We start from the raw sequence: 21,668 nt of genomic DNA on the forward strand, positions 1-21,668 counted from the left end.
GCGTGAGTTCACTGTCCCACCCATGGCGGCCGCGCCCCACGTAGGCGGGCTCGCCGATGTCGTGTTCGACTACGCCGAGGAGGATCCGCACCGGGTCGCGCTCGGCCGGAAAGATGCGGACGGACGCTGGCGGGATGTCACATCGGCGACGTTCCGCGACGAGGTGCTGGCGCTGGCCAAGGGGCTGATCGGCCACGGGGTCCGGTTCGGCGACCGGGTCGCCCTGATGTCGCGGACGCGGTACGAGTGGACCCTCTTCGACTTCGCCCTGTGGGCGGTGGGCGCGCAGTCCGTCCCGGTCTATCCGACGTCGTCGGCGGAGCAGGTCCTGTGGATGCTGCACGACGCCGAGGTGTCGGCGATCATGGTCGAGCACGAGGACCACGCGATGACGGTCGCGTCGGTGATCGACCGGCTGCCGCAGCTGAAGCGGCTCTGGCAGCTGGACGCCGACGCGGTGACCGAGCTGGTCGAGGCCGGTGCCCACATCGACGACGAGGTCGTGCACCGGCACCGGCGGGCGGTGACCCCCGAGTCCGTGGCGACCGTCATCTACACCTCGGGAACCACGGGACGCCCGAAGGGCTGTGTGATCACGCACGCCAACTTCATGTTCGAGACGGAGACGATGGCGTCCCGCTGGGAGTCGGTCTTCCACTCCAGGCCGGGCGACGAGGCGGCGACGCTGCTCTTCCTTCCGCTGGCGCACGTCTTCGGCCGGATGGTGGAGGTCACGGCGATCCGCGGCCGGGTGAAGCTGGGCCACCAGCCGGAGCTGTCGGCGAAGGCGCTGATGCCGGACCTGGTGTCGTTCCGTCCCACCTTCATCCTCGCGGTCCCGTACATCTTCGAGAAGGTCTTCAACGGTGCCCGGCGCAAGGCCGAGACCGAGGGCCGGATCGGGCCGTTCGACAAGGCCGTCGACATCGCCGTGAAGCACGCGGAGGCGATGGAGGCACGGGCGTTCGGCACCGGTCCCGGGCCGTCCGCCGCGCTGCGGATGCAGCACCAGTTCTTCGACAAGGTCGTCTACAAGAAGGTGCGCGAGGCGATGGGCGGCCGCATCCGGCACGCCATGTCGGGCGGCTCGGGGATGGAACGGCAGCTCGGGCTGTTCTTCGCGGGCGCCGGCGTCACCGTGTACGAGGGGTACGGGCTGACCGAGACGACCGCCGCGGCCACGGCCAACCCCCCGGAGCGCACCCGGTACGGCACGGTGGGCCAGCCGATCCCCGGTACGACGGTGCACATCGCCGACGACGGCGAGATCTGGGTGCACGGCGCCAACGTGTTCGGCGGGTACCTGGGCGACCCCAAGTCGACCGACGCGGTGCTCAACGACGGCTGGCTGGCCACCGGCGACCTGGGAGCCCTGGACGAGGACGGCTATCTGACGATCACCGGGCGCAAGAAGGAGATCCTGGTGACCTCCGGCGGCAAGAGCGTCTCGCCGGCCGGTCTGGAGGAGCGGGTGCGGGCGCACCCGCTGGTGGCGCAGTGCATCGTGGTCGGCAACGACCGGCCGTACATCGCGGCGCTGGTCACCGTCGACCAGGAGTCCGTGGAGCACTGGCTCGCGATGCAGGGACGGCAGCCGCTGTCCCCCGGGGAACTGGTGCGGGATCCGGATCTGGAGATGGAGGTCCGGCGCGCGGTGGTGGCCGCGAACACGGCGGTCTCGCAGGCCGAGTCGATCCGCACGTTCCGGATCCTGGCCCACCAGTTCACCGAGGAGCACGGTCTGCTGACACCGTCGCTCAAGCTGAAGCGCAAGGCGATCGAGGTGGCGTACGCGTCCGAGGTGGACGCGCTCTACCGCTGAGGGCCCCGCCGCGCGAGCGGCTCCGCGCGCGCGGAGCCGCGGCGGCACGCCCCGGGGGTACCGTTCCGGTGAAACGGGGCGCGGACGGGAATGCGCGGGCCGTCTTGATCGTTGATCCTGGGAGTCCCACCCCACAACGTTAGGATCGACCGCTCGTGAGCCAGGTCCCCTCCCTCACCCTCAACAACGGCGTCGAGATGCCGCAGCTCGGTTTCGGAGTCTGGCAGGTGCCGGACGACGAGGCCACGGCGGCGGTCGCCGCAGCCATCGAGTCCGGGTACCGCAGCATCGACACCGCCGCGATCTACCAGAACGAGGTGGGCACCGGAAAGGCCATCGCGGCCTCCGGTGTCGCCCGCGAGGAGCTCTTCGTCACGACGAAGCTGTGGAACTCGGACCAGGGTCACGACGCGACGCTGCGCGCCTTCGACGCCTCCCTCGACAAGCTGGGCCTCGACTACGTCGACCTGTACCTGATCCACTGGCCGGTGCCGGCCAAGGACGCGTACGTGGACACGTACAAGGCGTTCGAGAAGATCTACGCCGAAGGCCGCGCGAAGGCCATCGGCGTCTCGAACTTCCTCCCCGAGCACCTGGAGCGCCTGCTGGGCGAGACCTCCGTGGTGCCGGCCGTGAACCAGATCGAGCTGCACCCGCAGCTCCAGCAGGCCGAGTCGCGTGCGCTGCACGCCCGGCACGGCATCGCGACCGAGGCCTGGTCCCCGCTGGGTTCGGGCAAGGGCCTCCTGGAGGTCCCGACGGTCGTCGCGGTCGCGCACAAGCACGGCCGCACCCCCGCACAGGCGGTGCTGCGCTGGCACCTCCAGACGGGCAACGTGGTGATCCCCAAGTCCGTGACACCGTCGCGGATCGCGGAGAACATCGACGTGTTCGACTTCGAGCTGGACGCCGACGACCTGGCCGCGTTCGCGGCGCTGGACGAGGGCAAGCGGCTCGGCCCGAACCCGGGCGAGTTCAACGCCGGCGCTTGAGGCAGCGCCGCTGACAGACCTGTGACCGCCGCCCGGCCCTGAGCCGGGCGGCGGTTTTCGCCGTACGAGCCGCAGGAAGGGAACACCGGACATGAGCGGGGACGCCGCGCCCGTCGTCGGGGCGGGTCTTTACCGGCTGCGCAATGTGGGCAGCGCACTGGTGCTGGAGGTGCGGGACGCGGCGAAGGGCGGCGGCGCGCCGGTGCAGCAGAACGACGTCGACGGATCGGCCGCCCAGCACTGGGAGTTCACCCCCGTTCACGAGGGCGCGGCCCTGCACCACGTGGTCAACGCCCACAGCGGCAAAAGGCTGGACGTGCGCGGAGCCTCCACGGAGAACGGGGCCGTGATCCAGCAGTGGCGGGCGAACAACTTCGGTGCCCAGGAGTGGCTGGTCGAACGGCACCTGGAGGCCCCCGGCACGGTGACCCTGGTGAGCTTCGTCAGCGGACTGGTCCTGGAGGTCGCCGACGGCAGCACGGCGAAGGGCGCGTCGGTCCAGCAGTGGGAGGACACCGACTCCCCCGGTCAGTGGTGGCGTCTTGAGCCGGTGTCCGGCACTTCCTGAAGCCGCGTGTTCAGGCGCGTCGGCCCAGGTGGACCGTACGGGCCATCAGCAGGTAGGTGTCGCGGCGCAGGTGCAGGCCGGCCGGGTCCTCGGGGTCGAGCAGCCGGTCGAGCGCCGCGATGTCCTCGGCGTCGAGCCGGTCGCCCAGCCCGTCGCGGCGGCGGGCGAACTCGGCGATGACGTGGTCGCGCGCCACGTCGCCGAGCGGTGCGGGCAGGTCGAGCAGGAAGCTGCGGGTGCCCTGCGGGGCGAGGCCCACCGCGGTGAACAGGGCGGCCCAGTCCTCGTTCTCGCGCGTGGCGCCGGGCAGATCCGCGCGCATCTCCTCGAACGCCTCGGCGTGCGCCGCCTCCATGCGGGCCTCCAGGCCGGGCCGGCCGAAGCCGAGGTCGCGCGGGAGCTGGCGGGGCTGCAGTCCGCCCTCGACGAGCGCGACGGTGCCGCCCGGGTTCAGCAGGGCGGCGAAGCCGGCCAGCACGGCGCGCTGATCACCCATGTGGTGCAGCGTGTTGCCCGCCCACACCAGATCCGCCGACCCCAGACCGGCCAGACCGGCCGGGACGTCGGCGTGCAGGGTGGTGACCCGGTCTCCGAGCCCGAGCCGCTCGGCGCGGTTCCGGGTGCGCTCCAGGAGCGCGGGGGTTCCGTCGACGGCGACGACCTCCGCCCCGGGGAACGCCTCGGCGAGCAGGCAGGAGATCACGCCGGGGCCGCTGCCGATGTCCAGGATCCGGCGCACCTTCGGGGCGTCGGGCAGACCGGCGACCCAGCGGGCCGCCTCCGTGTACTGCTCGCTGCTGAGTTCGGCGTTCTGCTCCAGCAGCGGGCCCATGACGCCCCAGTCGAGGTCGAGGGGGTCCTGGTGACTCCCGTGCGCCGCGCCGTGCCCGTGTCCGTGGTTGCCGTCGTGGTGGTGACCGTGCCCGGTGTGGTTGCTCATGGGAACAGCCTCACCACACCGCGGACGTGGGGCAAACTTTGTTGCTGTTACGGCAAGCCGCCTGCCTTGCGGTACTCCTGCGGGCTGACGCCCCGTACCCGTTTGAAGGCGGTGCTGAAGGCGAACGCCTGGCTGTATCCGACCTGGTGGGCGACCGCCTCGACGGTCGCGTCCGTCTCCCGCAGCAGGTCCGCCGCGACGGCGAGGCGCCAGCCGGTCAGATACGCCATCGGGGGCTCCCCCACCAGCTCGGTGAAGCGCCGGGCGAGTCCGGCCCGGGAGACCCCGGTCCGGGCGGCCAGCGCGGCCACCGTCCACGGGTGGGCGGGTTCGTTCTGGAGCAGCCTCAGCGCCTGTCCGACGACGGGGTCGCCCATCGCCCGGTACCAGGCGGGGGCTTTTGCGCCCGGCCGGGAGAACCAGGTGCGCAGGGCGTCGATCAGCAGGAGGTCCAGGAGCCGGTCCAGCACCACGCTCTGCCCCGGCTCGTCGCGCGCGATCTCCTCGTCGAGCAGCGCCGGCAACGGTCCGCTCCGGCCGCCGGAGGGCAGGACGACCAGCGGGGGCAGCGCGTCCAGGAGCCGGCGGCTGATCTCCCCGTCCAGCAGGTACGTGCCGACGAGCACGGTCGTCGACCCGTCCGGTGCGTTGCCCCAGGTGCGTACCCCCAGGTCCATGGCCTGCGAGAGCGGCTCCCCGCGCAGGGTGGCGCAGGTGCCGCCGGGGCCGATGCGAGCCCGGGGTTCGGTGTCCGGCAGGTCCGCGACGGTGTACGGCTCCGGGCCACGCGCGACGGCCAGGTCTCCGGGGCGCAGCAGCACGGGCTCGGTGGCTCCGGCGGGGATGATCCATGCCTCGCCCGCGGTCACGGACATCAGGCAGAGCGGGGCCCGGTCCTCGATCCGTACGGACCAGGGCGCCTCCATCACCATCCGCAGCAGGAAGGCGCCCCGGGCCCTCGGCCCGTCCAACAGTCCGGCGAGTGCGTCCATGCGGGGCAGCGTAGACGCACGCGTAGGGAGCTGAGCGGCTCGGGGATGGAACGCGTGGGGCGGGGCGGAGAGCCTTGGGTCATGACACGGAACACGGAGAACCAGAAGCAGCGATTCCCCGCCACGCGCCCGGTGCTGGTCACGAGCGGGACGGGCAAGACGGGCCGCCGCGTGGTGGAGCGGCTGGTGGCGCGCGGGGTGCCGGTGCGCGCCGGATCACGGCGCGGCGAGGTCCCCTTCGACTGGGCCGACCCGTCGGGGTGGGAGGGCGCGCTGAGCGGTGCGGAAGCGGCGTACGTCGCGTACTACCCGGATCTGGCGGCGCCGGGCGCGCCGGAGGCGATGACGGCGTTCGGGGAGATCGCCGGGCGGTGCGGGGTGCGGCGGCTGGTGCTGCTCTCGGGGCGGGGCGAGCCGCAGGCCGTGGTGGCGGAGGAGGCGTTGCGCGCGGCCGCGGGGGACGCCGGGCTCACAGTGGTGCGCTCGGCCTTCTTCGCGCAGAACTTCAGTGAGGGGGCCCTGCTCGAAGGGGTGCTCGGCGGTGAGGTGGTCTTCCCGGCGGGCGGGAGTGCCGAGCCGTTCGTGGACGTCGACGACGTGGCCGATGTGGTGGTCGCCGCGCTGTGCGGCGACGGCGGAGCGGGCGCGGTCCACGAACTGACCGGCCCCCGGGCGCTGACCTTCGCGGAGGCCGCCGCCGAGCTCGCCGGGGCGACGGGGCGCGAGGTGCGCTACCTCCCGGTGACGGGCCCCCGGTACGCGGCGATGCTGGAGGAGTACGGCGTTCCCGAGGCCGAAGCGGGTTTCCTGGCCGGGCTGTTCACGTTCCTGCTGGACGGGCACAACACGCCGGTGACCGACGGGGTGAAGCAGGCACTGGGCCGCGACCCGAAGCCGTTCGCCGCCTTCGCCGCCGAGGCGGCGCGGGACGGTGCCTGGGACGCGTAGCCGGTGGCCGCGTCCGCCCGCGCCCTACCGTCGGCGGAACGCCAGCAGCCGGTACTGCGGGTCCGCGCGTCGGCGGTCGGGTCCGGGCAGTGCGGTGAGGACCTGGGCGAGCTGTTCGGCCGCCGCGCCGGGCAGGGCGAGGCGCGAGGTGTAGTACCCACGCCGCACACCGTCCGCGGCTCTCAGCGGGGTCCGGCCCTGTCCGTGGCCACGGAACACCGCGCTGCCCCCCACGTCCAGGCCGTGCTCGGCGCCGTATTCGATGATCCGCTCCATGCCGTCGGACGGACCGAGCGCCAGATACGGGGCGAACGCCTCGTCGATGTCGCTGCCGACATCGTGTCCCGCGTCCTTGTCGACCGTGGTGACGAACACACCGCCGGGCCGCAGCACCCGCGCCGCCTGCGCCACCACGGCCCGAGCCGCCCCCTCCTCGCGCAGCAGGTGCAGCAGCCAGACGGCCGTCACCGCGTCGACCGCCGCGTCGGGCAGGGGCAGCCGGCGCGCGTCGGCGAGCACCACGGCACCGACGCGCTGCCGGGCGACACGGGCCATGCCCCGGGCGGCGTCGGAGCCGAACACCCGCAGCCCGGGGCGGCCGCCGGCGATCCGCTCGGTGACCAGTCCCGTACCGCAGCCGATGTCCAGCAGGGTGCGGGCGGCGGGCGGGACCAGACCGAGCACCGCGGCCGCTGCGGCCTCCGCCCGGGGCACGCCGCCGCGCGTGGCGTCATAGACGGCTGCCTCGTCGTCGTAGTTCAGCATCCGGCCGACTGTACGACACGGCCCGGGTCGCGCGCCCCGGAGACGACGCCTGTATTGCCGGTGGGCCACGTGGGCCATAACTTGCCGTTATGGAGCTTGAGTTGCGCCATCTGCGGACCGTACGTGCCATCGCCGACACCGGAAGTCTCACCAAGGCGGCCGCCGCTCTCGGGCTGGCCCAGCCCGCCCTGAGCGCGCAGCTGCGGCGGATCGAGAAGGCGCTCGGCGGCCCGTTGTTCGAGCGGGATCACACGGGTGCGCGGGCGACGCTCCTGGGCGAACTGGTGCTGGAGCGGGCACGGGTGGTGCTGCCGGCGGTCAGCGAGCTCCAGGAGGAGGCGGTGCGGTTCGCCAACGCGTGGGGTGCCATGGAGCGGTTCCGGCTGGGCGGTACGCACGGCCCGCTGCTCGGCGGGCTGGTCGACCGGCTGGCCGCGGCGCACCCGACGGCGCCGGTGTCCACGTACACCTCGTGGTCGGTGGCGGAGCTCGCCTCGCAACTGGTCGACGGCAGACTGGACTTCGTCCTCATCGGGGCCTGCGGTGAGAGTCCGCCGCCGGCCGCCGACCGGCTGGAATGGCGGGTCATCGGGATCGATCCGGTCTTCGTGATGCTGCCGGAGACCCATCCGCTGGCCGGTGAGGCCGAGTTGGACCTCTCCGCGCTGGCGGACGAGTGCTGGGCGGACGTGCCGGGCGACGGCTGTTTCGCGGACTGTTTCGTCGCGGCCTGCGCGCGGGCCGGCTTCAGCCCGGTGTCGGTGTACGAGACGGACACCGCGTCGGTCGTCCATCTCGTGCAGGTGGGGCGGGCGCTCGGGCTGTGCCGGGCGACGTTCCCGCCGACCCCGGGGGTGGTGACCCGTCCGGTGGCCGGTTCGCCGCTCAGCTGGCGCCATCTGCTGGGCTGGCACCCCCGGTCCGCTGCCGCCCGCACGGCGGCCGGAGCGGTGACCGGGCACACCCGGGCGGCGTACGCGCAGGCGGTGGAGCGCAGCGGCAGCTACACGCGCTGGCTCGCCGCGCATCCGCGCTTCGGTGCCGCGTCCTGACCGCCGGACGGGCCCTACTCCGCGCCGTGTCCGGGGGCGACGGCCTCGACCCTGGCGGCCAGGGCCAGGTCCTTCTCGGTGACCTTTCCGCCCGCGTCGTGCGAGTTCACGGACAGGGCGACCGTGTTGTAGCCGAGCGTCAGGTCGGAGTGGTGGTTCAGCTCGTCCTGGATCCGGGCGACGTGCACGGTGAGGCCGGTGGCGGCGAAATGCGAGGGGAGCCGGTAGGTGCGGGTGATCCGGTCCCCTTCCAGCGTCCAGCCGGGCAGTTCGCGCAGCCGGTTCTCGATCTCGTCCTTCGGCAGCGGTGCGGCGGGCATGCGGTGCTCCCTCGGTGGGGTCTTGCTGGTCAACGATGCCGGTGACGTTACGGTCTCGGTATGACAACTGTCGCGCTTGACACGGGGGTAGGGCCGCTGCTGCGCAGCTGGCGGGAGCGTCGCCGGATCAGCCAGCTGGAGCTGGCGCTGCGGGCCGATTCCTCGGCCCGGCACATCTCCTTCATCGAAACGGGCCGCTCCCGCCCCAGTGAGGAGATGGTCCTGCGCCTGGCGGGCCATCTGGACGTGCCCGTGAGGGAGCGCAACGCCCTGCTGGTGGTCGCCGGTTACGCGCCGCGCTTCACGGAGACCGCGCTCGACGACCCGGCGATGGGCGCGCTGCGTGAGGGCCTGGACCGGCTGCTCCGGGGGTACGACCCGTACCCGGCGTTCGTCGTCGACGGCCTGTACACCGTGGTGGCGGCCAATCAGGGGATGACCCGGATGCTGGACGGGGTGGCGGAGCATCTGCTGGCCCCGCCGCTGAACGCGATGCGGATCACTCTGCACCCGGAGGGGCTGGCTCCGCGGATCCGCAACCTGCGGGCGTGGCGGGCCGATCTGCTGGCCCAGATGGAGCGTCAGATCGCGTTGGTCCGGTCGGCGGAGCTGCGTGCGCTGTACGAGGAGGTCGCGGCCTACCCCGTACCGGCGGAGGTGGCCGGCGAAGCGGACCGGACCGGGCCCTCGTCCTCGGTGCCCTTCGCCCTTCCGCTGGTGATCGAACACGGCGGGCAGCTGCTCTCCTTCGTGGCGTCCATCGCCACGTTCAACACCCCGATGGACGTGACGGTCGCGGAGCTGGCCATCGAGACGCTGCTGCCGGCCGACGAGGCCACCGCCGCGTATCTGCGGAGCCTCACTTGTTGACGACGGGGCGGGTCCACGGGGCCTCGGCCCGGGCCAGGACGTAAGCGGCCAGGCACACCACCACCAGCACCGCCACGGCCAGCAGGAGCGGCAGGATCGGATGCCCGTGGAGGACGCAGACGGCCCCGACGAGGGCGCCGGCCAGCATGGCGGCCGCTGACAGGACCCGGCGGCCCGCCTTGCTGCCCGGCCCTCCGGCGAGCCGGCCGTCGGAGGCGATGCCGGTGATGGTCAGGGTGAGGACGGTCGTCTTGAGATCGGGGACCGCGAGCGCGCGGGCGACGGCGTTCTGCAGGCCGAGGCCCAGGGCGAGCAGTGCGACGAGGGTGAAGCGCACGCCGCCGGTGTACGGGCTGCCCGAGATGAGCGTGACGACCAGGGCGGCGAGGACACACGCCGTCTCGGCGCACAGGGCGTGCAGCAGCATGCGCCCGCGATGTGTGTGGGATCCGTGGACGATCCGCCCTCCAATCACCGCCCCGGCCACGAACCCGCCGAGGGCGACGAACGAGGCGGCCAGCGAGAACCCGGGGGCCCCGGCGAACGCGAACCCGGCGAAGACCACGTTGCCGGTCATGTTCGCGACGAAGACCCTGCCCAGTTCCAGATAGCTGACGGCGTCGACCAGCCCGGTGACGACGGTCAGGGCGAGCATCAGCGGCGGCAGCGGTCCGTGCCGGTCGTTCATGTCCGGTACGAGGGTGGTCCATGCCTCACGCAGCACTACGGGCACGGGCATGGACACGGGGCGCGCTCCGATCACGGGTGGGTGATCAGGATCGTGCCGTCGTGCCCCTGCCGCGTGCCACAGCCGGCGCGCGTCGCCCCCGTGCCGCTCGAACGGCGCAGGGGCGACGGGCCGGCAGGCGGGCACCTCGCCGTGCGAAACCCTAGACGCGTGCCCCGTTGTCCAGCGGGCCCCGGCGCGCGGCCCCCGACTTCTTGCGCGGGCCGCGTGCGGGCGGTGGCGCCTTGCTGCCGCGCTCCAGGAGGAGGGCGGCCGGGACGGCGGTCATGACCGACGAGTACGTGCCGACGACGATGCCGATCAGCAGGGCGAGGGCGAAGTCCGCGAGGGAGTCGCCGCCCAGCACCGCCAGCGCGACGAGGATGAACAGCGCCCCCATGCCCGTGTTGACGGTTCTCGGCACGGTCTGCAGTACGGCCCGGTTCGCCACTTCGGAGAGGCGCTTCCCGCGGGCCTTCGCCCACAGCTCCCTGACCCGGTCGAAGACCACGACCGAGTCGTTGACGGAGTACCCGATGACCGTGAGGAGGGCCGCCAGGAAGATGCCGTCGACGGTACGTCCCAGCCAGGCGAAGGCCCCGACCAGGATGATCACGTCGTGGACGAGCGCCCCGACGGAGGCCACGGCGAACGTCCACCGGAACCGGATCGCCAGGTAGCCCAGTTGGACGACCACGGCGATGGCCAGGGCGATCAGGGCGTTGCGCCGCAGTTCGTCGCCGAGGCTGGGGCCGATGAGTTCGTCGCGGACCTTGGTGGTCTCTCCGCCCTCCTCTGCGAGAGCGGCACGCAGGGCGTGTTCGCCGTCGTTGTCGAGCTCCCCGGTGCGCACCGAGATGTCGCCGGCGCCCGCCGTGGTGACCTCCGCGTCCTCGAAGCCCGCACCGGCCAGCGCCGTGCGCGCGCTCTCCACGTCGACGGGGCGGCTGGTGGAGTACTCGACGAGCCGGCCGCCGGTGAACTCGACGCCCAGGTTGACGCCGCGCATCAGGATGCCGGTCACCGCGACCGCGATCAGGACGGCGGAGATCAGCAGCCAGCGCCGGGGGGAGCGCATCAGCTGCGGGTCCCGGCGGGCGATCCAGGTGCGTACCCGGCCGGGACTCGCGATGCCGTTGACGCCCCGGTAGTCGCTGACGAACCGGGAACGGGCGGCCGTCTCGGTGAGGGCCCGGGCGATGACGAGCGCGGAGAACATCGACGCGAGGACGCCGATGCCGAGCGTGACACCGAAGCCCTTGACCGGGCCGGAGCCGAGGAAGAAGAGCAGGCCCGCCGCGATGAGCGTCGTCACGTTGGAGTCGGCGACCGCGCTCCAGGCGTGCCGGAACCCGGCGGTGAGCGAGGCACGCAGCGACTTGGCCGGGCGGAGCGCGTACTCCTCTCTGGCCCGTTCGAAGACCAGCACGTTCGCGTCGACCGCCATCCCGATGGCCAGGACGAACCCCGCGAGGCCGGGCAGGGTGAGGGTGACGCCCAGCGCGACCAGGGCGGCGTACGAGATCACCCCGTAGGCGCCCAGGGCCACGGCGGCGAGGGCGCCGAAGAGCCGGTAGACGACGGTGATGAACAGCGCCGTGGCCGCGGCGCCGATGAGGGCGGCATGGGCGCTGGCGTCGATGGCGGCGGCGCCGAGCGTCGGGCCGACCGTCCGCTGCTCGACGATCTCGACGGGCACGGGCAGGGCGCCGCCCTGGATCAGCAGGGCCAGTTCCCGGGCCTCGTCGGCGCTGAACGAGCCGGTGATCAGGGTGGATCCGGAGGGCAGGCCGGTGCCGCAGGCCACGGTCGGGGAGACCTGGGGCGACGAGATCACCTTGTCGTCGAGGACGATGGCGACGCGGCGCCGCTCGTCCTGGACGGGGTGGCAGGCCGCTTCCCCGGTCAGCCGGGTCCAGTCCCGGCCGGCGTCCTTGTGGAAGTCGAGGGAGACGGTCCATCCCGCGCCCTGCTGGGCGTCGAAGGCGGCGGACGCCTCCTTGACCCCGGCGCCCGAGAGGGCCGCCGCGCCGAGCGCGAGGGTGCGGCCCTCCTCGTCGGGGAGGGCGAGCCCGTCGCCCGCCGGGGCACCGGGGCCCTGTACGGCGTGGAAGGTGAGCTGGGCGGTCCTGCCGATGACGTCGGCGGCCTTGCGCGGGTCCTGGACATCCGGGAGCTCGACAATGATCCGGTCCTCGCCGGAACGGGTCAGGGTCGGCTCGGTGACACCGAGCGAGTCGATGCGCTTGCGCAGCACCTCGAGGGTGCGCTCGGTGCTCTCCCGGTCGGCCTTCGCGGTGTCGGAGTCCTTGGCCTGGAGCACCATGCGGGTGCCGCCCTGGAGATCGAGGCCGAGTCTGGGGGACATGGTCAGCGTGATGAGCACGGAGACGAGCAGTACGGCCGCGGCCAGAACCGCCCGCACCATGGTGGCGCGGGTCATGCGTGTTTCCTCCGAGGGGTGGCCGCGCCCGCACCTCCCCGGTGGCCCCGAAGGGCGCTAGGACGGCGGCGACGGCACAGCGGTGACGCGGGACGGGACCGGTGACGGGTCCCCGGGCCGGTGGACGGCGTCCCTCGGAGGTCCCCGTACGCCGGGGAGCGCGGCACGGAAACGGTGGCCGGCCGCGCTGGGTGCGGCGGGGGCGGAGCCGGCGACGGGGTGCGGGGGCGTGATTCCGGGCGGGAGCGGTGGCAGGGTGCCGGCACCGGGCGGAGGCAGGTGCTGCGGAGTACGGGGTTGCTCCGCGGCGGCCCGGGGTTGTGGTCCGGTCGCAGGTCCGGGGCGGTGGACTCCCGTGGCGGTGACCGCACCGGTGCGGCGCGGGGCGTCGCGGACATCGCGGTCGCCCGGCGCCCGGTCGGCCGGATGGGTGCGCACGGTGCGGTCCGTGCGGTCCGTGCGGAGGAGGCGAAGGGCGTGGTGGGTATGGGGGGCGGCCGGCCGGATTCCGGCCGGGCCCTGGGTGGTGGGCGCGGGACCGGCCGACGAACGCGTGGGGAGCCCTGCTCCGGCGGCCGCGGGCGCGCCGCCCGCCACGGCGAGGACGGCGAGGAGCAGCGCGGCGAGGAGCCGCCGTGCCGCCGACGTGCGTCCTCCGCGCGCCGGGGTCTGCGGCCTGTTCCCGGGAGGCGCGTTCCCCGGGGGCGGCCCCGGGAGGGGGGTCACCCGGATCGACCGGGCAGGGCCCGCGCGGCCGAGGCGTGGCGGAGCACGGAGCTGAGGATCAGCCCGGCACCGCGCACGACCGTGGTCGCGGGGTCGTCGGTGAGCCGGACGGGGACGCCGAGGCGCAGCGCTATCCGGTTGGTGATGTCCGGGCGCAGCGCACCGCCTCCGGCGAGCAACGGGCCCCTGCGCAGGGCTCCGAGGAGCGCGCCGTGCCGGTCCTGGTGCCACATCCCCATGACCATGTCCAGGACGGCCCGGACGACTGCGGTGGGTGCCTCGCCGGGTTCCAGGTCGCTGGTTCCCGTCTCGGCAAGGCGGGCGTCGCGGATTCTTCCGTCGACGAGGAGGGTCGCCTCGGTCAGTTCGGCGCCGATGTCGACGACGAGGAGCGGGCCGCCGTCCTGCGGGCCGGCGCAGGCGGCAGCGGCCCTGGCGCTGTCCAGGACGATGACGCGCGACGGGCCGAGCGCGGTGAGGAGGTCCCGGGCGGCGGCCCGGTGTCCGGGCCCGGCGAGGACGGGGTGGCTGAGGACGATCACGGTGTCGCCGCGGTCGGCGCCCAGGGCCGTGTCGGCGATCCGGCCGAGCATCCGGCCGCAGGAATCCATGTCGACGATGCGTCCGCGCCGGACCGGCCGGCCGGCGCGGACATGGTCACCGGCCGGGTCGGCTCCGGTGTCCGCGAGGAGGCCCTGGCCGGGGACCCAGGCGCGGGTGCGCGAACTGCCGAGGTCGAGCGCGAGCCCGCGGGTGAGCCCCCGGTGCTGGGGGTGCTGAAGGTGCTGCGGTTGCTGGAGTTGCGGGGAGGGCTGGGCGTGCTGCCCGTGAACGGAGCGAGTCTGTCGCTGCCCGTCGCGCAAAGAACGCATCGCCCCTCACCCCCGGCCCGCTGTCGCGGCCGTACACGCACCCAGTGACCCGCTGATAGCGAGGCATGACCGAACCCTCACTATGCAATAGGGAGGCAAAGAAAGCCACTCCCTCGCAAAATCGAAGGATCCGGTGGAGGAGGGGAAGGTGCCGCCGGGCAGAGGCGGTTCCGCACCCGCGGGCGGCCGGCCTCGCGCCGCCGGACACCCCCGTGTCCGACGGCCGCGCGGTCACACCTCGGACGGCAGGAACTCCGCGATCAGCTCGGCGAACTCCTCCGGGCCGGCGATCCGCACACCCAGGTCCTCCGCCTTGGTGCGCTTGGAGCCCGCCTTCTCACCGGCCACCAGGAGGGTCGTGCGCTTGGAGACGCTGGAGGAGGACTTCCCTCCGGCGCGCTCGATCAGCTCGTTCATCTGGTTCCGCGAGAGCTTCTCCAGGGCCCCTGTCATCGCTCCGGTCACCACCACGGTCATCCCGTCCAGCGGCTTCCCGTCCCCGCCCTCGCCGCCGGCCTCCGCATCGTCCTCCTCGCCCGGCTCCGGCGGGGGCGTCGCGCCCGGCTCAGTCATGGTGAGCCTGGCGGCGACGAGCTTCTCGATGAGCGGGGCCAGCTCCACCAGCTCCGCGACCACGCCGGCGGCCTTCTCCTTGCCGATGCCGTCGACCCGCTGGAGCGTCTCGACGTCGGCGGCTCTGATCCGGTCCATGTCCGCGAAGTAGCGCGCGATCCGCCGGGACATGGAACGCCCGGTGCCCCGCACCCCCAGGGCGCAGAAGACCCGGGAGAGCGGCTGTGCGCGCGCCGCGTCGATCGCGGCCAGCAGATTGTCGGTGCTGGTCTCGCCCATCCGCTCCAGGGCGAGCAACTGACCGCGCTCCAGAGTGAAGAGATCCGCGAAGTCCGCGACCAGTCCGGCGTCGACGAGCTGGACCACCCGGGTCGCGCCGAGGCCTTCGATGTCGAGCTGATCACGCCCCGCCGCGTACGAGATGGAGGCCACCAGGCGGCAGTCCCGGCCCCGGACGCAGCGCCAGCGCTGCTCGCTGGTGTCGATCTCCGAACCGCACTGCGGGCACACCTCGGGGAAGACGACCGGCTGCTCGTCACCGGTCCTCAGGTGGGCGACGGGGGCCTCGATGCGGGGAATGATGTCGCCCGCCTTGTAGACCATCACGTGGTCGCCGATCCGCAGATCGCGGCGGGTGATGTCGGCCGGGTTGTGCAGGGTGGCGTATCCGACGGTCGATCCGTCGATCTCGACCGGCTCCAGCACGGCACGCGGCGCGATGATGCCGGTACGGCCCACGTTCCACTCGACGCCGAGCAGGCGGGTGACCTTCTCGACGGCCGGCAGTTTGTACGCGATGGCCCAGCGCGGCGCCCGGGTGCCGGAACCGGCGTCGCGCTGGTCGGCGGCGAGATCCGCCTTGATGACGATGCCGTCGATGCCGAAGGGCAACGAGGCGCGCAGCGAGGCGACTTCCTCGACCCGCGCCTGCACGTCCTCGACGGTGGTCACGGTGCGCGGCGCCACCGCTGTGTCCCCCGCGGTGTGCACGCCGAGGCCCGCGACGAGCCCGAGGGTCTCGCTGTGGGGCAGTTCGGCCAGCGTGGCGGTGAGGTCCCCCGAGCCGGGCAGCGCCAGCGCGCCGTATGCGAAGAACGTCATCTCCACCGTGTAGGGCCGGTCCTTGGCCCTCAGGGTGCCCGCCGCGCCGTTGCGCGGGTTGGCGAAGGGCGCGCCGCCGTGTTCGGTTCGCAGTGTGTTGGCCTGCTCGAACTGCTCGGTCGTCATGAGGATCTCGCCGCGCATCTCGATCGTGACCGGCTCGGCGAGCTGCCGGGGCAGGCCGACGACGGTTCCGATGGCATGCGACACGTCCTCGCCCGCGGTGCCGTCGCCACGCGTGATCAGCTGCTCCAGCCGGCCGGCGCGGTAACGGGCGGCGACCGCGAGGCCGTCGAGCTTCGGCTCGACGCTCCAGGCGGTGACGGGCCTGCCGATCCGGCGCTCCAGCGACACGGTCCAGGTGGCGAACTGCTCGGCCGAGAAGACGTTGTCCAGGGACAGCATCGGGACGGTGTGCGGCACGTCCCCGACCGCCACTCCCCCGGCCACCTTGCCGGTCGGCGACTCCGCCAGCACGTCCTGCGGATGGTCCTGCTCGTATGCGGCGATGCCGCGCGCCAGCCGGTCGTACGCGTCGTCGTCGAGCACGCTCTCGCCCGTGGCGTAGTACGCGGCGGCGGCCTGCGACGCCTCTTCGACCGCGGCGGCGTAGGCGGCGGTATCGGCGAGCACAACAGCTGAGTTCGTCATGCCCCCATCCTGCCGTCCACCACTGACAACGCCCTGGTCGGCAGCCTCGCGACGTCAGTCGCCGCGCACCGGCACCTGCGGGCCCGACGCCTCGCGCAGCCAGTGCCTCAGGACCCGGTGCACGGTTTCCGCGCCCACCAGTTCGGACGCCCGTTCCCCGCCTTCGGCGACGGCCGCGTCCAGCGGGTCCGTCATACCGCGCGGCGACAGCAGGAACGGCCGGGACTGCTCGCCGCCCAGGCCGCCGTGGGAGCCGATCTGTTCCTCGAAGGCGTGCACCGAGCCGGCCTCGGGGTCGTACATCGAGTTGACCATCACATCGGCGACGTGCGGGAAGGTGTCGGTGCGCCGGATCGCGTCCGCCGCACCCGGGCCGAAGGGTGCCAGCGGGCCCTGCCCGTCCTTCAGTTCCCCCACGGGTATCCGCGCGCCGTCGCGCCCGATCACCACCGAACCGTCGTGCTCGCTGCGGACGAGCAGGAAGCCGATGCCGGGATGGTTGGCGAGCGTGCCGAGCAGGGCGGGGTGGCGGCGGTCGAGCTGCTCCTGCGAGGCGCGGCCCTCGATGTCGGGGAAGGAGATCAGCCCGAGGTTGCCGGAGGCGAGGACGACGGGGTCGGAGGCCGTCGCCACCTGCTTCTCCTCACCTGCGGCGACCGGGCGGCGCAGGGCGATCCGGACCGCGTCGCGGGCCTCGGACCCGCTGCGGGTGCGCTGGGCCCGGCGCGGCACCGGCAGGCCGCTGCCCGCCCGTACCAGGTCCTTGAGGGTCAGCCCGTACGTCCCGGCGAAGGTCTCCCCCGGGCTCTGGCCGTGGTCGGACAGGAGCACGATGCGGTAGTCGCGGGGGGTGTGCTCGGCGACCTCGACGATCAGGGCGAGCGAGCGGTCCAGCCGGGCGAGGACCTTCTCGGCGTCGCGGCTGCGCGGCCCCGAGTGGTGGGCCACCTCGTCGTAGGCGACGAGATCGGCGTAGACGGCGGTCCGTCCGCCGAACATGTCCCCGATGACGGCGGTGACCACCACATCGCGTTCCAGGACGGTCGCGAAGGCCCGGATGAACGGGTAGAGACCGCCGCGCTTGATCCGGGGTGTCTCCTTGCGGATCCGGGCCCGGGTCGACTGCCCGATCTCGCGTCCGACCTCGGCGACGAACGAGAGCGCGGTACGGACGGCGTTGGCGGGGTCGGCGAAGTAGGCGAAGTATCCGGCCCGGGAGCGGCGGCCCTTGCCCCGCCGGGCGGTCATCGACAGGACGAGCGCGAGTTCGTCGGCCCCGCCGCTGAAGAGGTTGCCGCGGCTGGCCCCGTCGAGGGTGAGCAGTCCGCCGTCGCGGGTGCGCTCGATGGCGCGGCGCTGGAGTTCGAGGGCGCTCGCCGGTCTGCTGGAGACCATGACGTCGCCGGTCTCCTTCTCGTACCAGCGGAAGGCGGGGACGTCGTGGTTGCTGCCGTGCAGGATGCCGAGCTGGCTGGCACCGGTCTGGCTGGACCAGTCGGTGCGCCACGGGGTGAGCCGGTGCCCCTCGGTGTCGGCCAGCCAGTGCGCCACGGTCGGCATGAGGCCTTCGGCGGCGGCCTGGGCGAGGACGTCGTGGCCGACGCCGTCGAGCTGGATGAAGACGGTGCCGGGCGGCCCCTGGTCGCCCTCTCCGTGCGTGCCGCTGCGGCGGCGCCGCCGTTCGGCCAGGCGCGAGAGTCTGCGGGTGTAGGCGTTGTCGTCACGGACGGCCAGTGCCGTGGACGTCGCGGAGGCGACGGCGGACATGACGGCCGCGACGACGACGGCCGTCTCCGGGGCGGCGTCCCCCCGCCCGTCCGGGATGAGCCGCAGCGCGACCAGGAACAGCGAGCCGTTGAGGAAGAAGACCAGCATGCCGAGGACGAGGGCCGGCACGATGAGCAGGGCCCGTACGAGCACCGGCCAGACCAGCGCGGAGAGCAGACCGAACGCGCCCGCCCCCCAGGCCGCGGTGAACGCGGTCTTGGTCACGCTGTCGCCGTCGTCCGACTGGAGCTGGAAGTCCGGCAGAATCCCGGCGAGCGCCAGCATGGTGAGCGTCGATACCGCCCACACCACGACCACCCGCATCAGGGCGCTGCCGGCTCTTCGCCATCGCCCGTCACCCACGCCTCTGCCACCTCACGTCCGGGCCACGCCGTTCCGGACCCTGCCCCAGCTTTTCACAGGGGGCACGCGGTGCCGCGAGGCCCTCCGCCCGGCACGGTCGCGGTGCTCAGCAGCCGTCGTAGCCGGCGGTCGGCATGGAGAGCCTGCGGTGCACGCCCGCTTTCGTACGGGCGTTGTACAGCGGTTCGTCGAGACCGGCGATCTCCAGCCGTACGCCGCGCCGCTCGCACTCCGCGGTGAACTGCGGCACGGAGGCGATGGCCCGGGCGAGCACCCGGTCGGTGGGGGCGACGAAGAGTTCGACCTCGCCCCCCTCGATGTCGGCCCAGAGGGCCCGGTGGTCGGGGCGCAGTCCGTAGAGGCGCAGCTGCCGGGTGACGACGTAGCCCTGGTCGGCGGCCCACCGCGCGCACATGGCGTGCTGGCTGCGGGTGTCCACGAGGAACGGATCGCTGTCGAGCTCCTCCAGCGGCGTGAGACTGGCGATGGCCGCCACCCGTACGTCCCCCATGACCGGTCCCCCGTGCTAGGCGTTCCTCGACCCTACCGGCCGGATTCCCGCACCAGAAGGCGCACGTCAGAGCAGGAAGGGGGCGCACGAGGCGCGCCCGGCAGCATCCGGGGTGCCCTCCGCCCCGTAGGCTCGTCGGCAGTTCCTACGAGTCCTACGAGCAGGAGGCGGCACGTGCCGGTGGAGATCACCTGGTGGGGTCATGCCACCTGCACGATCGAGGACTCCGGGGTGCGGGTCCTGACGGACCCCCTTTTCGTACGGCGCTTCGCGCATCTGCGCCGGCGCCGCGGTGAGCTGCCCGGTCCGGCGGCCGCGGTCGCCGACGTCGTGCTGATCTCGCACCTGCACTCCGATCACCTGCATCTGCCGTCCCTGGCCCGCCTCGCCCCGGGCGCCCGGCTGGTCGTTCCGCTGGGCGCGGTCCGGGCGGTGCCGGGGCTCCGGCTGCTGCGGAGAATGCGCGGGCTGCGGATCACCGAGGTGGCGGCGGGCGACGAGGTGCGTGTGGGCGCGGTACGCGTGAGGGCCGTGCCGGCGCTGCACGACGGGCGGCGCCTTCCGGTCGGCCCGCATCGCTCCCCCGCGCTCGGATACGTGGTGGAGGGCGAGGCGCGCACGTACTTCGCCGGCGACACCGGGCTCTTCGACGACATGGCGCACGCGGTCGGCCCGGTCGACGTGGCCCTGCTGCCGGTCGGCGGGTGGGGGCCGAATCTGGGCCCCAGCCACCTCGACGCGACGCGCGCCGCCGAGGCGCTGGCCCGGATCGCGCCGCGGGAGGCGGTGCCGGTGCACTACGGCACGTACTGGCCCATCGGGATGGACGGGGTCCGGCCCCACGAGTTCCACTCGCCCGGTGACGAGTTCGTGCGCCAGGCGGCGCTGCGGGCCCCCCAGGTGACGGTGCACCGGCTGCGGCACGGTGAGCACGTGCGGCCGGGAGCCACCGGGTGATACACGAGTTCCTGGGACGCACGGTTCTGCTGCCCCCGGAGTCGACGCAGCAGGCGGTCGGCTACCCCTCGCTGTTCCTGCTGGTGGCACTGGGTGCCCTGGTGCCGGTGGTGCCGACGGGGGCGCTGGTGAGTTCGGCGGCCGTGGTGGCGTTCCATCAGTCGTCGCCGTTCTCGTTGCTGATCGTGTTCGCGGTGGCCTCGTCCGCGGCGTTCCTCGGGGACATCTGCCTGTACTGGCTCGGGAAGCGCGGGGTGCGGTCGAAGAACGGTTCCAAGTGGCTGCGGGCCATCAGCGACCGGGCCGCGCCGGAGCGGCTCGCGCAGGCGCAGCGGAAGCTCGACGATCACAGCGCGACGGTGCTGGTGCTGTCCCGGCTGGTGCCGGCGGGGCGGATCCCGGTGATGCTGGCGTGTCTGCTGGGCCGGATGCCGCTCAGGCGCTTCGCCCGGGGCGATGTGCCGGCCTGTCTCGCCTGGGCCGCCACGTATCAGCTGATCGGGATTCTCGGCGGCTCGCTGTTCCCCGAGCCGTGGCAGGGTGTGGTGGTGGCGGTGGGTCTGACGCTGCTGATCAGCGGGGCACCGGCGGTGTGGCACCGGCTGCGTGCCCGGTCCGGACGGTGACCGCCGGCGCCCGAGTCAGCCGCTGACCGTGCGCGGTTCGCTCGCCCGGTCGAGGACGCGCGAGCCGCCGATCGGCAGGTCCCAGAGCCGCTCGCGCGGATGACCGGCCCTTCGCCAGGCGGTGCGCAGCCGGGCGAGCGGTTCGAGTACGGGCTCCGCGGAGAGCAGGAACGTCGCCCAGTGCATGGGCGCCATGGCGCGGGCCCCCAGGTCCTCGTACGCCTGCACGGCCTCCTCCGGGTCGGCGTGCACGTCGGCGAGCCACCAGCGCGGCTCGTACGCCCCGATGGGCAGCAGGGCGAGGTCGATGCCGGGGTGGCGGCGGCCGATCTCGGTGAACCAGTGGCCGTATCCGGTGTCCCCCGCGAAGTAGATCCGCTGCCCCCGGCCGGGCCCCGCGGTGTCCTCGATCACCCAGCCGCCCCACAGCGAGCGGCAGGTGTCGGTGAGGGTGCGCTTGGACCAGTGGTGCGAGGGCACGAAGTCGAAGCGGACGCCGTCGAGTTCCGCCGACTCCCACCAGTCGAGCTCGGTGACGCAGCCGAAGCCGCGGCGACGGCACCAGCGGCCGAGCCCCGCCGGGACGAACAGCGGGGTGTGCCGGGGCAGCCGGCGCAGGGTGGGGGCGTCGAGGTGGTCGTAGTGGTTGTGGCTGATGACGACGGCGTCGACCGGTGGCAGGTCCTCCCAGGGGACGCCGACGGGGGTGATGCGGGCCGGGGTGCCGAGGATGCGGCGGGACCACACGGGATCGGCGAGCACGGTCAGTCCGCCGGTACGGATGATCCAGCTGGCGTGCCCGGCCCAGGTGACGCAGGTGGTTCCGGCCGGGGCGGCGGGGAGCGGCTCGGGGGCGTAGGGCAGCCGGTGGATGCCACGCAGTCCCTCGGCGTTGGGCCGGATGGAGTGTTCACGGGCCAGCCGGGACATGCCCGTCAGGCCGGGCAGGGGCGCGGTGAGCCGGTCGGCGAAGCTGACCGGCCACGACCGCTCCTCTCCGAGGGGGCGGGGCGCCAGCACCTCGCCGCAGGTCACCCGGCGCGGGCCCCGGGCGAGGGAGCGCTCTGCCTGTTCCGTCATCG

Annotated in this window: 19 protein-coding genes; 8 read left to right on the forward strand and 11 right to left on the reverse strand. The window is 73.3% G+C overall.

All coding sequences use genetic code 11. The features are described from left to right. Positions 1–22 precede the first annotated feature (22 nt). The 3 genes from ACFYPA_RS03945 (at position 23) to ACFYPA_RS03955 (ending at position 3,382) form a co-directional block, all read left to right on the forward strand. Positions 23–1,822: an AMP-dependent synthetase/ligase gene (locus ACFYPA_RS03945; protein ID WP_389129341.1), complete on the forward strand. Its 1,800-nt coding sequence runs from the start codon at positions 23–25 to the stop codon at positions 1,820–1,822. Between the two features lie 155 nt (positions 1,823–1,977). Further along, complete coding sequence (locus tag ACFYPA_RS03950) at positions 1,978–2,814, forward strand: aldo/keto reductase (RefSeq protein WP_359084616.1); 837 nt, start codon at positions 1,978–1,980, stop codon at positions 2,812–2,814. 91 nt (positions 2,815–2,905) lie between these two features. Further along, positions 2,906–3,382: an RICIN domain-containing protein gene (locus ACFYPA_RS03955; protein WP_359084617.1), complete on the forward strand. Its 477-nt coding sequence runs from the start codon at positions 2,906–2,908 to the stop codon at positions 3,380–3,382. Positions 3,383–3,392: 10 nt separating this feature from the next. Here ACFYPA_RS03955 and ACFYPA_RS03960 read toward each other — a convergent pair whose 3' ends face one another. Further along, entirely contained in the window at positions 3,393–4,322 is a 930-nt protein-coding gene (locus ACFYPA_RS03960; protein ID WP_359352172.1) for a class I SAM-dependent methyltransferase, read from the reverse strand. Between the two features lie 47 nt (positions 4,323–4,369). Beyond that, the gene (locus ACFYPA_RS03965; protein ID WP_359084619.1) at positions 4,370–5,314 is read right to left on the reverse strand and encodes an AraC family transcriptional regulator; all 945 of its coding nucleotides are present in this window, start codon (positions 5,312–5,314) and stop codon (positions 4,370–4,372) included. Positions 5,315–5,395: 81 nt separating this feature from the next. On the opposite strand from ACFYPA_RS03965, the gene ACFYPA_RS03970 reads away from it, so the two are divergent. After that, a complete protein-coding gene (locus ACFYPA_RS03970) occupies positions 5,396–6,262 on the forward strand; it encodes an NmrA family transcriptional regulator (RefSeq protein WP_389129345.1) in 867 nt (288 codons plus the stop codon). Between the two features lie 24 nt (positions 6,263–6,286). Here ACFYPA_RS03970 and ACFYPA_RS03975 read toward each other — a convergent pair whose 3' ends face one another. Then, positions 6,287–7,027 (reverse strand): class I SAM-dependent methyltransferase, encoded by a 741-nt coding sequence (locus tag ACFYPA_RS03975; RefSeq protein ID WP_389129347.1) that lies wholly within the window; start codon positions 7,025–7,027, stop codon positions 6,287–6,289. An 89-nt stretch (positions 7,028–7,116) separates the two neighbouring features. Here ACFYPA_RS03975 and ACFYPA_RS03980 point away from each other — a divergent pair, with 89 nt between their 5' ends. Next, positions 7,117–8,079, forward strand: a complete 963-nt coding sequence (locus tag ACFYPA_RS03980; RefSeq protein WP_389129350.1) for a LysR family transcriptional regulator — start codon at positions 7,117–7,119, stop codon at positions 8,077–8,079. Between the two features lie 14 nt (positions 8,080–8,093). Here the strand turns inward: ACFYPA_RS03980 and ACFYPA_RS03985 are convergent, their stop codons facing one another. Continuing rightward, positions 8,094–8,399, reverse strand: a complete 306-nt coding sequence (locus ACFYPA_RS03985; protein WP_359084623.1) for a 4a-hydroxytetrahydrobiopterin dehydratase — start codon at positions 8,397–8,399, stop codon at positions 8,094–8,096. Between the two features lie 60 nt (positions 8,400–8,459). Here ACFYPA_RS03985 and ACFYPA_RS03990 point away from each other — a divergent pair, with 60 nt between their 5' ends. Then, complete coding sequence (locus ACFYPA_RS03990) at positions 8,460–9,269, forward strand: helix-turn-helix transcriptional regulator (protein ID WP_359084624.1); 810 nt, start codon at positions 8,460–8,462, stop codon at positions 9,267–9,269. On the opposite strand, the gene ACFYPA_RS03995 is transcribed toward ACFYPA_RS03990, so the two are convergent. The 6 genes from ACFYPA_RS03995 to ACFYPA_RS04020 all read right to left on the reverse strand — a co-directional run bounded on the left by ACFYPA_RS03995 (position 9,259) and on the right by ACFYPA_RS04020 (position 19,003). Further along, complete coding sequence (locus ACFYPA_RS03995; protein ID WP_359352261.1) at positions 9,259–10,002, reverse strand: YoaK family protein; 744 nt, start codon at positions 10,000–10,002, stop codon at positions 9,259–9,261. The two genes, ACFYPA_RS03990 and ACFYPA_RS03995, sit on opposite strands and share 11 nt — an antisense overlap. Positions 10,003–10,159: 157 nt before the next feature. Further along, a complete protein-coding gene (gene secD / locus ACFYPA_RS04000) occupies positions 10,160–12,439 on the reverse strand; it encodes a protein translocase subunit SecD (RefSeq protein ID WP_389129355.1) in 2,280 nt (759 codons plus the stop codon). 722 nt (positions 12,440–13,161) lie between these two features. After that, positions 13,162–14,037 carry a rod shape-determining protein gene (locus tag ACFYPA_RS04005; RefSeq protein ID WP_359317856.1) on the reverse strand — a complete coding sequence of 292 codons (876 nt, stop codon included), beginning with the start codon at positions 14,035–14,037 and terminating at the stop codon, positions 13,162–13,164. 231 nt (positions 14,038–14,268) lie between these two features. After that, on the reverse strand, positions 14,269–16,362 hold the full coding sequence (ligA, locus tag ACFYPA_RS04010; RefSeq protein ID WP_359317853.1) for an NAD-dependent DNA ligase LigA: 2,094 nt from the start codon (positions 16,360–16,362) through the stop codon (positions 14,269–14,271). A 54-nt stretch (positions 16,363–16,416) separates the two neighbouring features. Next, positions 16,417–18,492, reverse strand: coding sequence for an alkaline phosphatase family protein (locus tag ACFYPA_RS04015; RefSeq protein WP_359084629.1), 2,076 nt, complete (start codon positions 18,490–18,492; stop codon positions 16,417–16,419). A gap of 106 nt (positions 18,493–18,598) precedes the next feature. Continuing rightward, complete coding sequence (locus tag ACFYPA_RS04020; protein WP_359084631.1) at positions 18,599–19,003, reverse strand: hypothetical protein; 405 nt, start codon at positions 19,001–19,003, stop codon at positions 18,599–18,601. Between the two features lie 174 nt (positions 19,004–19,177). On the opposite strand from ACFYPA_RS04020, the gene ACFYPA_RS04025 reads away from it, so the two are divergent. Both ACFYPA_RS04025 and ACFYPA_RS04030 read left to right on the forward strand, forming a co-directional pair. Beyond that, positions 19,178–19,960, forward strand: a complete 783-nt coding sequence (locus ACFYPA_RS04025; RefSeq protein WP_359084633.1) for an MBL fold metallo-hydrolase — start codon at positions 19,178–19,180, stop codon at positions 19,958–19,960. Continuing rightward, entirely contained in the window at positions 19,960–20,586 is a 627-nt protein-coding gene (locus ACFYPA_RS04030) for a VTT domain-containing protein (RefSeq protein ID WP_359084704.1), read from the forward strand. Before ACFYPA_RS04025 ends, ACFYPA_RS04030 begins: the two co-directional genes overlap by 1 nt. 15 nt (positions 20,587–20,601) lie before the next feature. Here ACFYPA_RS04030 and ACFYPA_RS04035 read toward each other — a convergent pair whose 3' ends face one another. After that, positions 20,602–21,666 carry an MBL fold metallo-hydrolase gene (locus ACFYPA_RS04035; protein WP_359084635.1) on the reverse strand — a complete coding sequence of 355 codons (1,065 nt, stop codon included), beginning with the start codon at positions 21,664–21,666 and terminating at the stop codon, positions 20,602–20,604. Positions 21,667–21,668: the final 2 nt, after the last annotated feature.

This window comes from Streptomyces sp. NPDC005775 (assembly GCF_042871565.1).
Lineage (GTDB): Bacteria > Actinomycetota > Actinomycetes > Streptomycetales > Streptomycetaceae > Streptomyces.

What these genes read in the sequence shown, in the direction of transcription:
- ACFYPA_RS03955 (WP_359084617.1), top strand. Translation starts at nt 2,906, where the DNA reads ATGAGCGGGGACGCCGCGCCCGTCGTCGGGGCGGGTCTTTACCGGCTG.
- ACFYPA_RS04005 (WP_359317856.1), bottom strand. Translation starts at nt 14,037, where the DNA reads ATGCGTTCTTTGCGCGACGGGCAGCGACAGACTCGCTCCGTTCACGGG.
- ACFYPA_RS03945 (WP_389129341.1), top strand. Translation starts at nt 23, where the DNA reads ATGGCGGCCGCGCCCCACGTAGGCGGGCTCGCCGATGTCGTGTTCGAC.
- ACFYPA_RS03965 (WP_359084619.1), bottom strand. Translation starts at nt 5,314, where the DNA reads ATGGACGCACTCGCCGGACTGTTGGACGGGCCGAGGGCCCGGGGCGCC.
- ACFYPA_RS04035 (WP_359084635.1), bottom strand. Translation starts at nt 21,666, where the DNA reads ATGACGGAACAGGCAGAGCGCTCCCTCGCCCGGGGCCCGCGCCGGGTG.
- ACFYPA_RS03990 (WP_359084624.1), top strand. Translation starts at nt 8,460, where the DNA reads ATGACAACTGTCGCGCTTGACACGGGGGTAGGGCCGCTGCTGCGCAGC.
- ACFYPA_RS03980 (WP_389129350.1), top strand. Translation starts at nt 7,117, where the DNA reads ATGGAGCTTGAGTTGCGCCATCTGCGGACCGTACGTGCCATCGCCGAC.
- ACFYPA_RS03975 (WP_389129347.1), bottom strand. Translation starts at nt 7,027, where the DNA reads ATGCTGAACTACGACGACGAGGCAGCCGTCTATGACGCCACGCGCGGC.
- secD (WP_389129355.1), bottom strand. Translation starts at nt 12,439, where the DNA reads ATGACCCGCGCCACCATGGTGCGGGCGGTTCTGGCCGCGGCCGTACTG.
- ACFYPA_RS03985 (WP_359084623.1), bottom strand. Translation starts at nt 8,399, where the DNA reads ATGCCCGCCGCACCGCTGCCGAAGGACGAGATCGAGAACCGGCTGCGC.
- ACFYPA_RS03960 (WP_359352172.1), bottom strand. Translation starts at nt 4,322, where the DNA reads ATGAGCAACCACACCGGGCACGGTCACCACCACGACGGCAACCACGGA.
- ACFYPA_RS03970 (WP_389129345.1), top strand. Translation starts at nt 5,396, where the DNA reads ATGACACGGAACACGGAGAACCAGAAGCAGCGATTCCCCGCCACGCGC.
- ACFYPA_RS04020 (WP_359084631.1), bottom strand. Translation starts at nt 19,003, where the DNA reads ATGGGGGACGTACGGGTGGCGGCCATCGCCAGTCTCACGCCGCTGGAG.
- ligA (WP_359317853.1), bottom strand. Translation starts at nt 16,362, where the DNA reads ATGACGAACTCAGCTGTTGTGCTCGCCGATACCGCCGCCTACGCCGCC.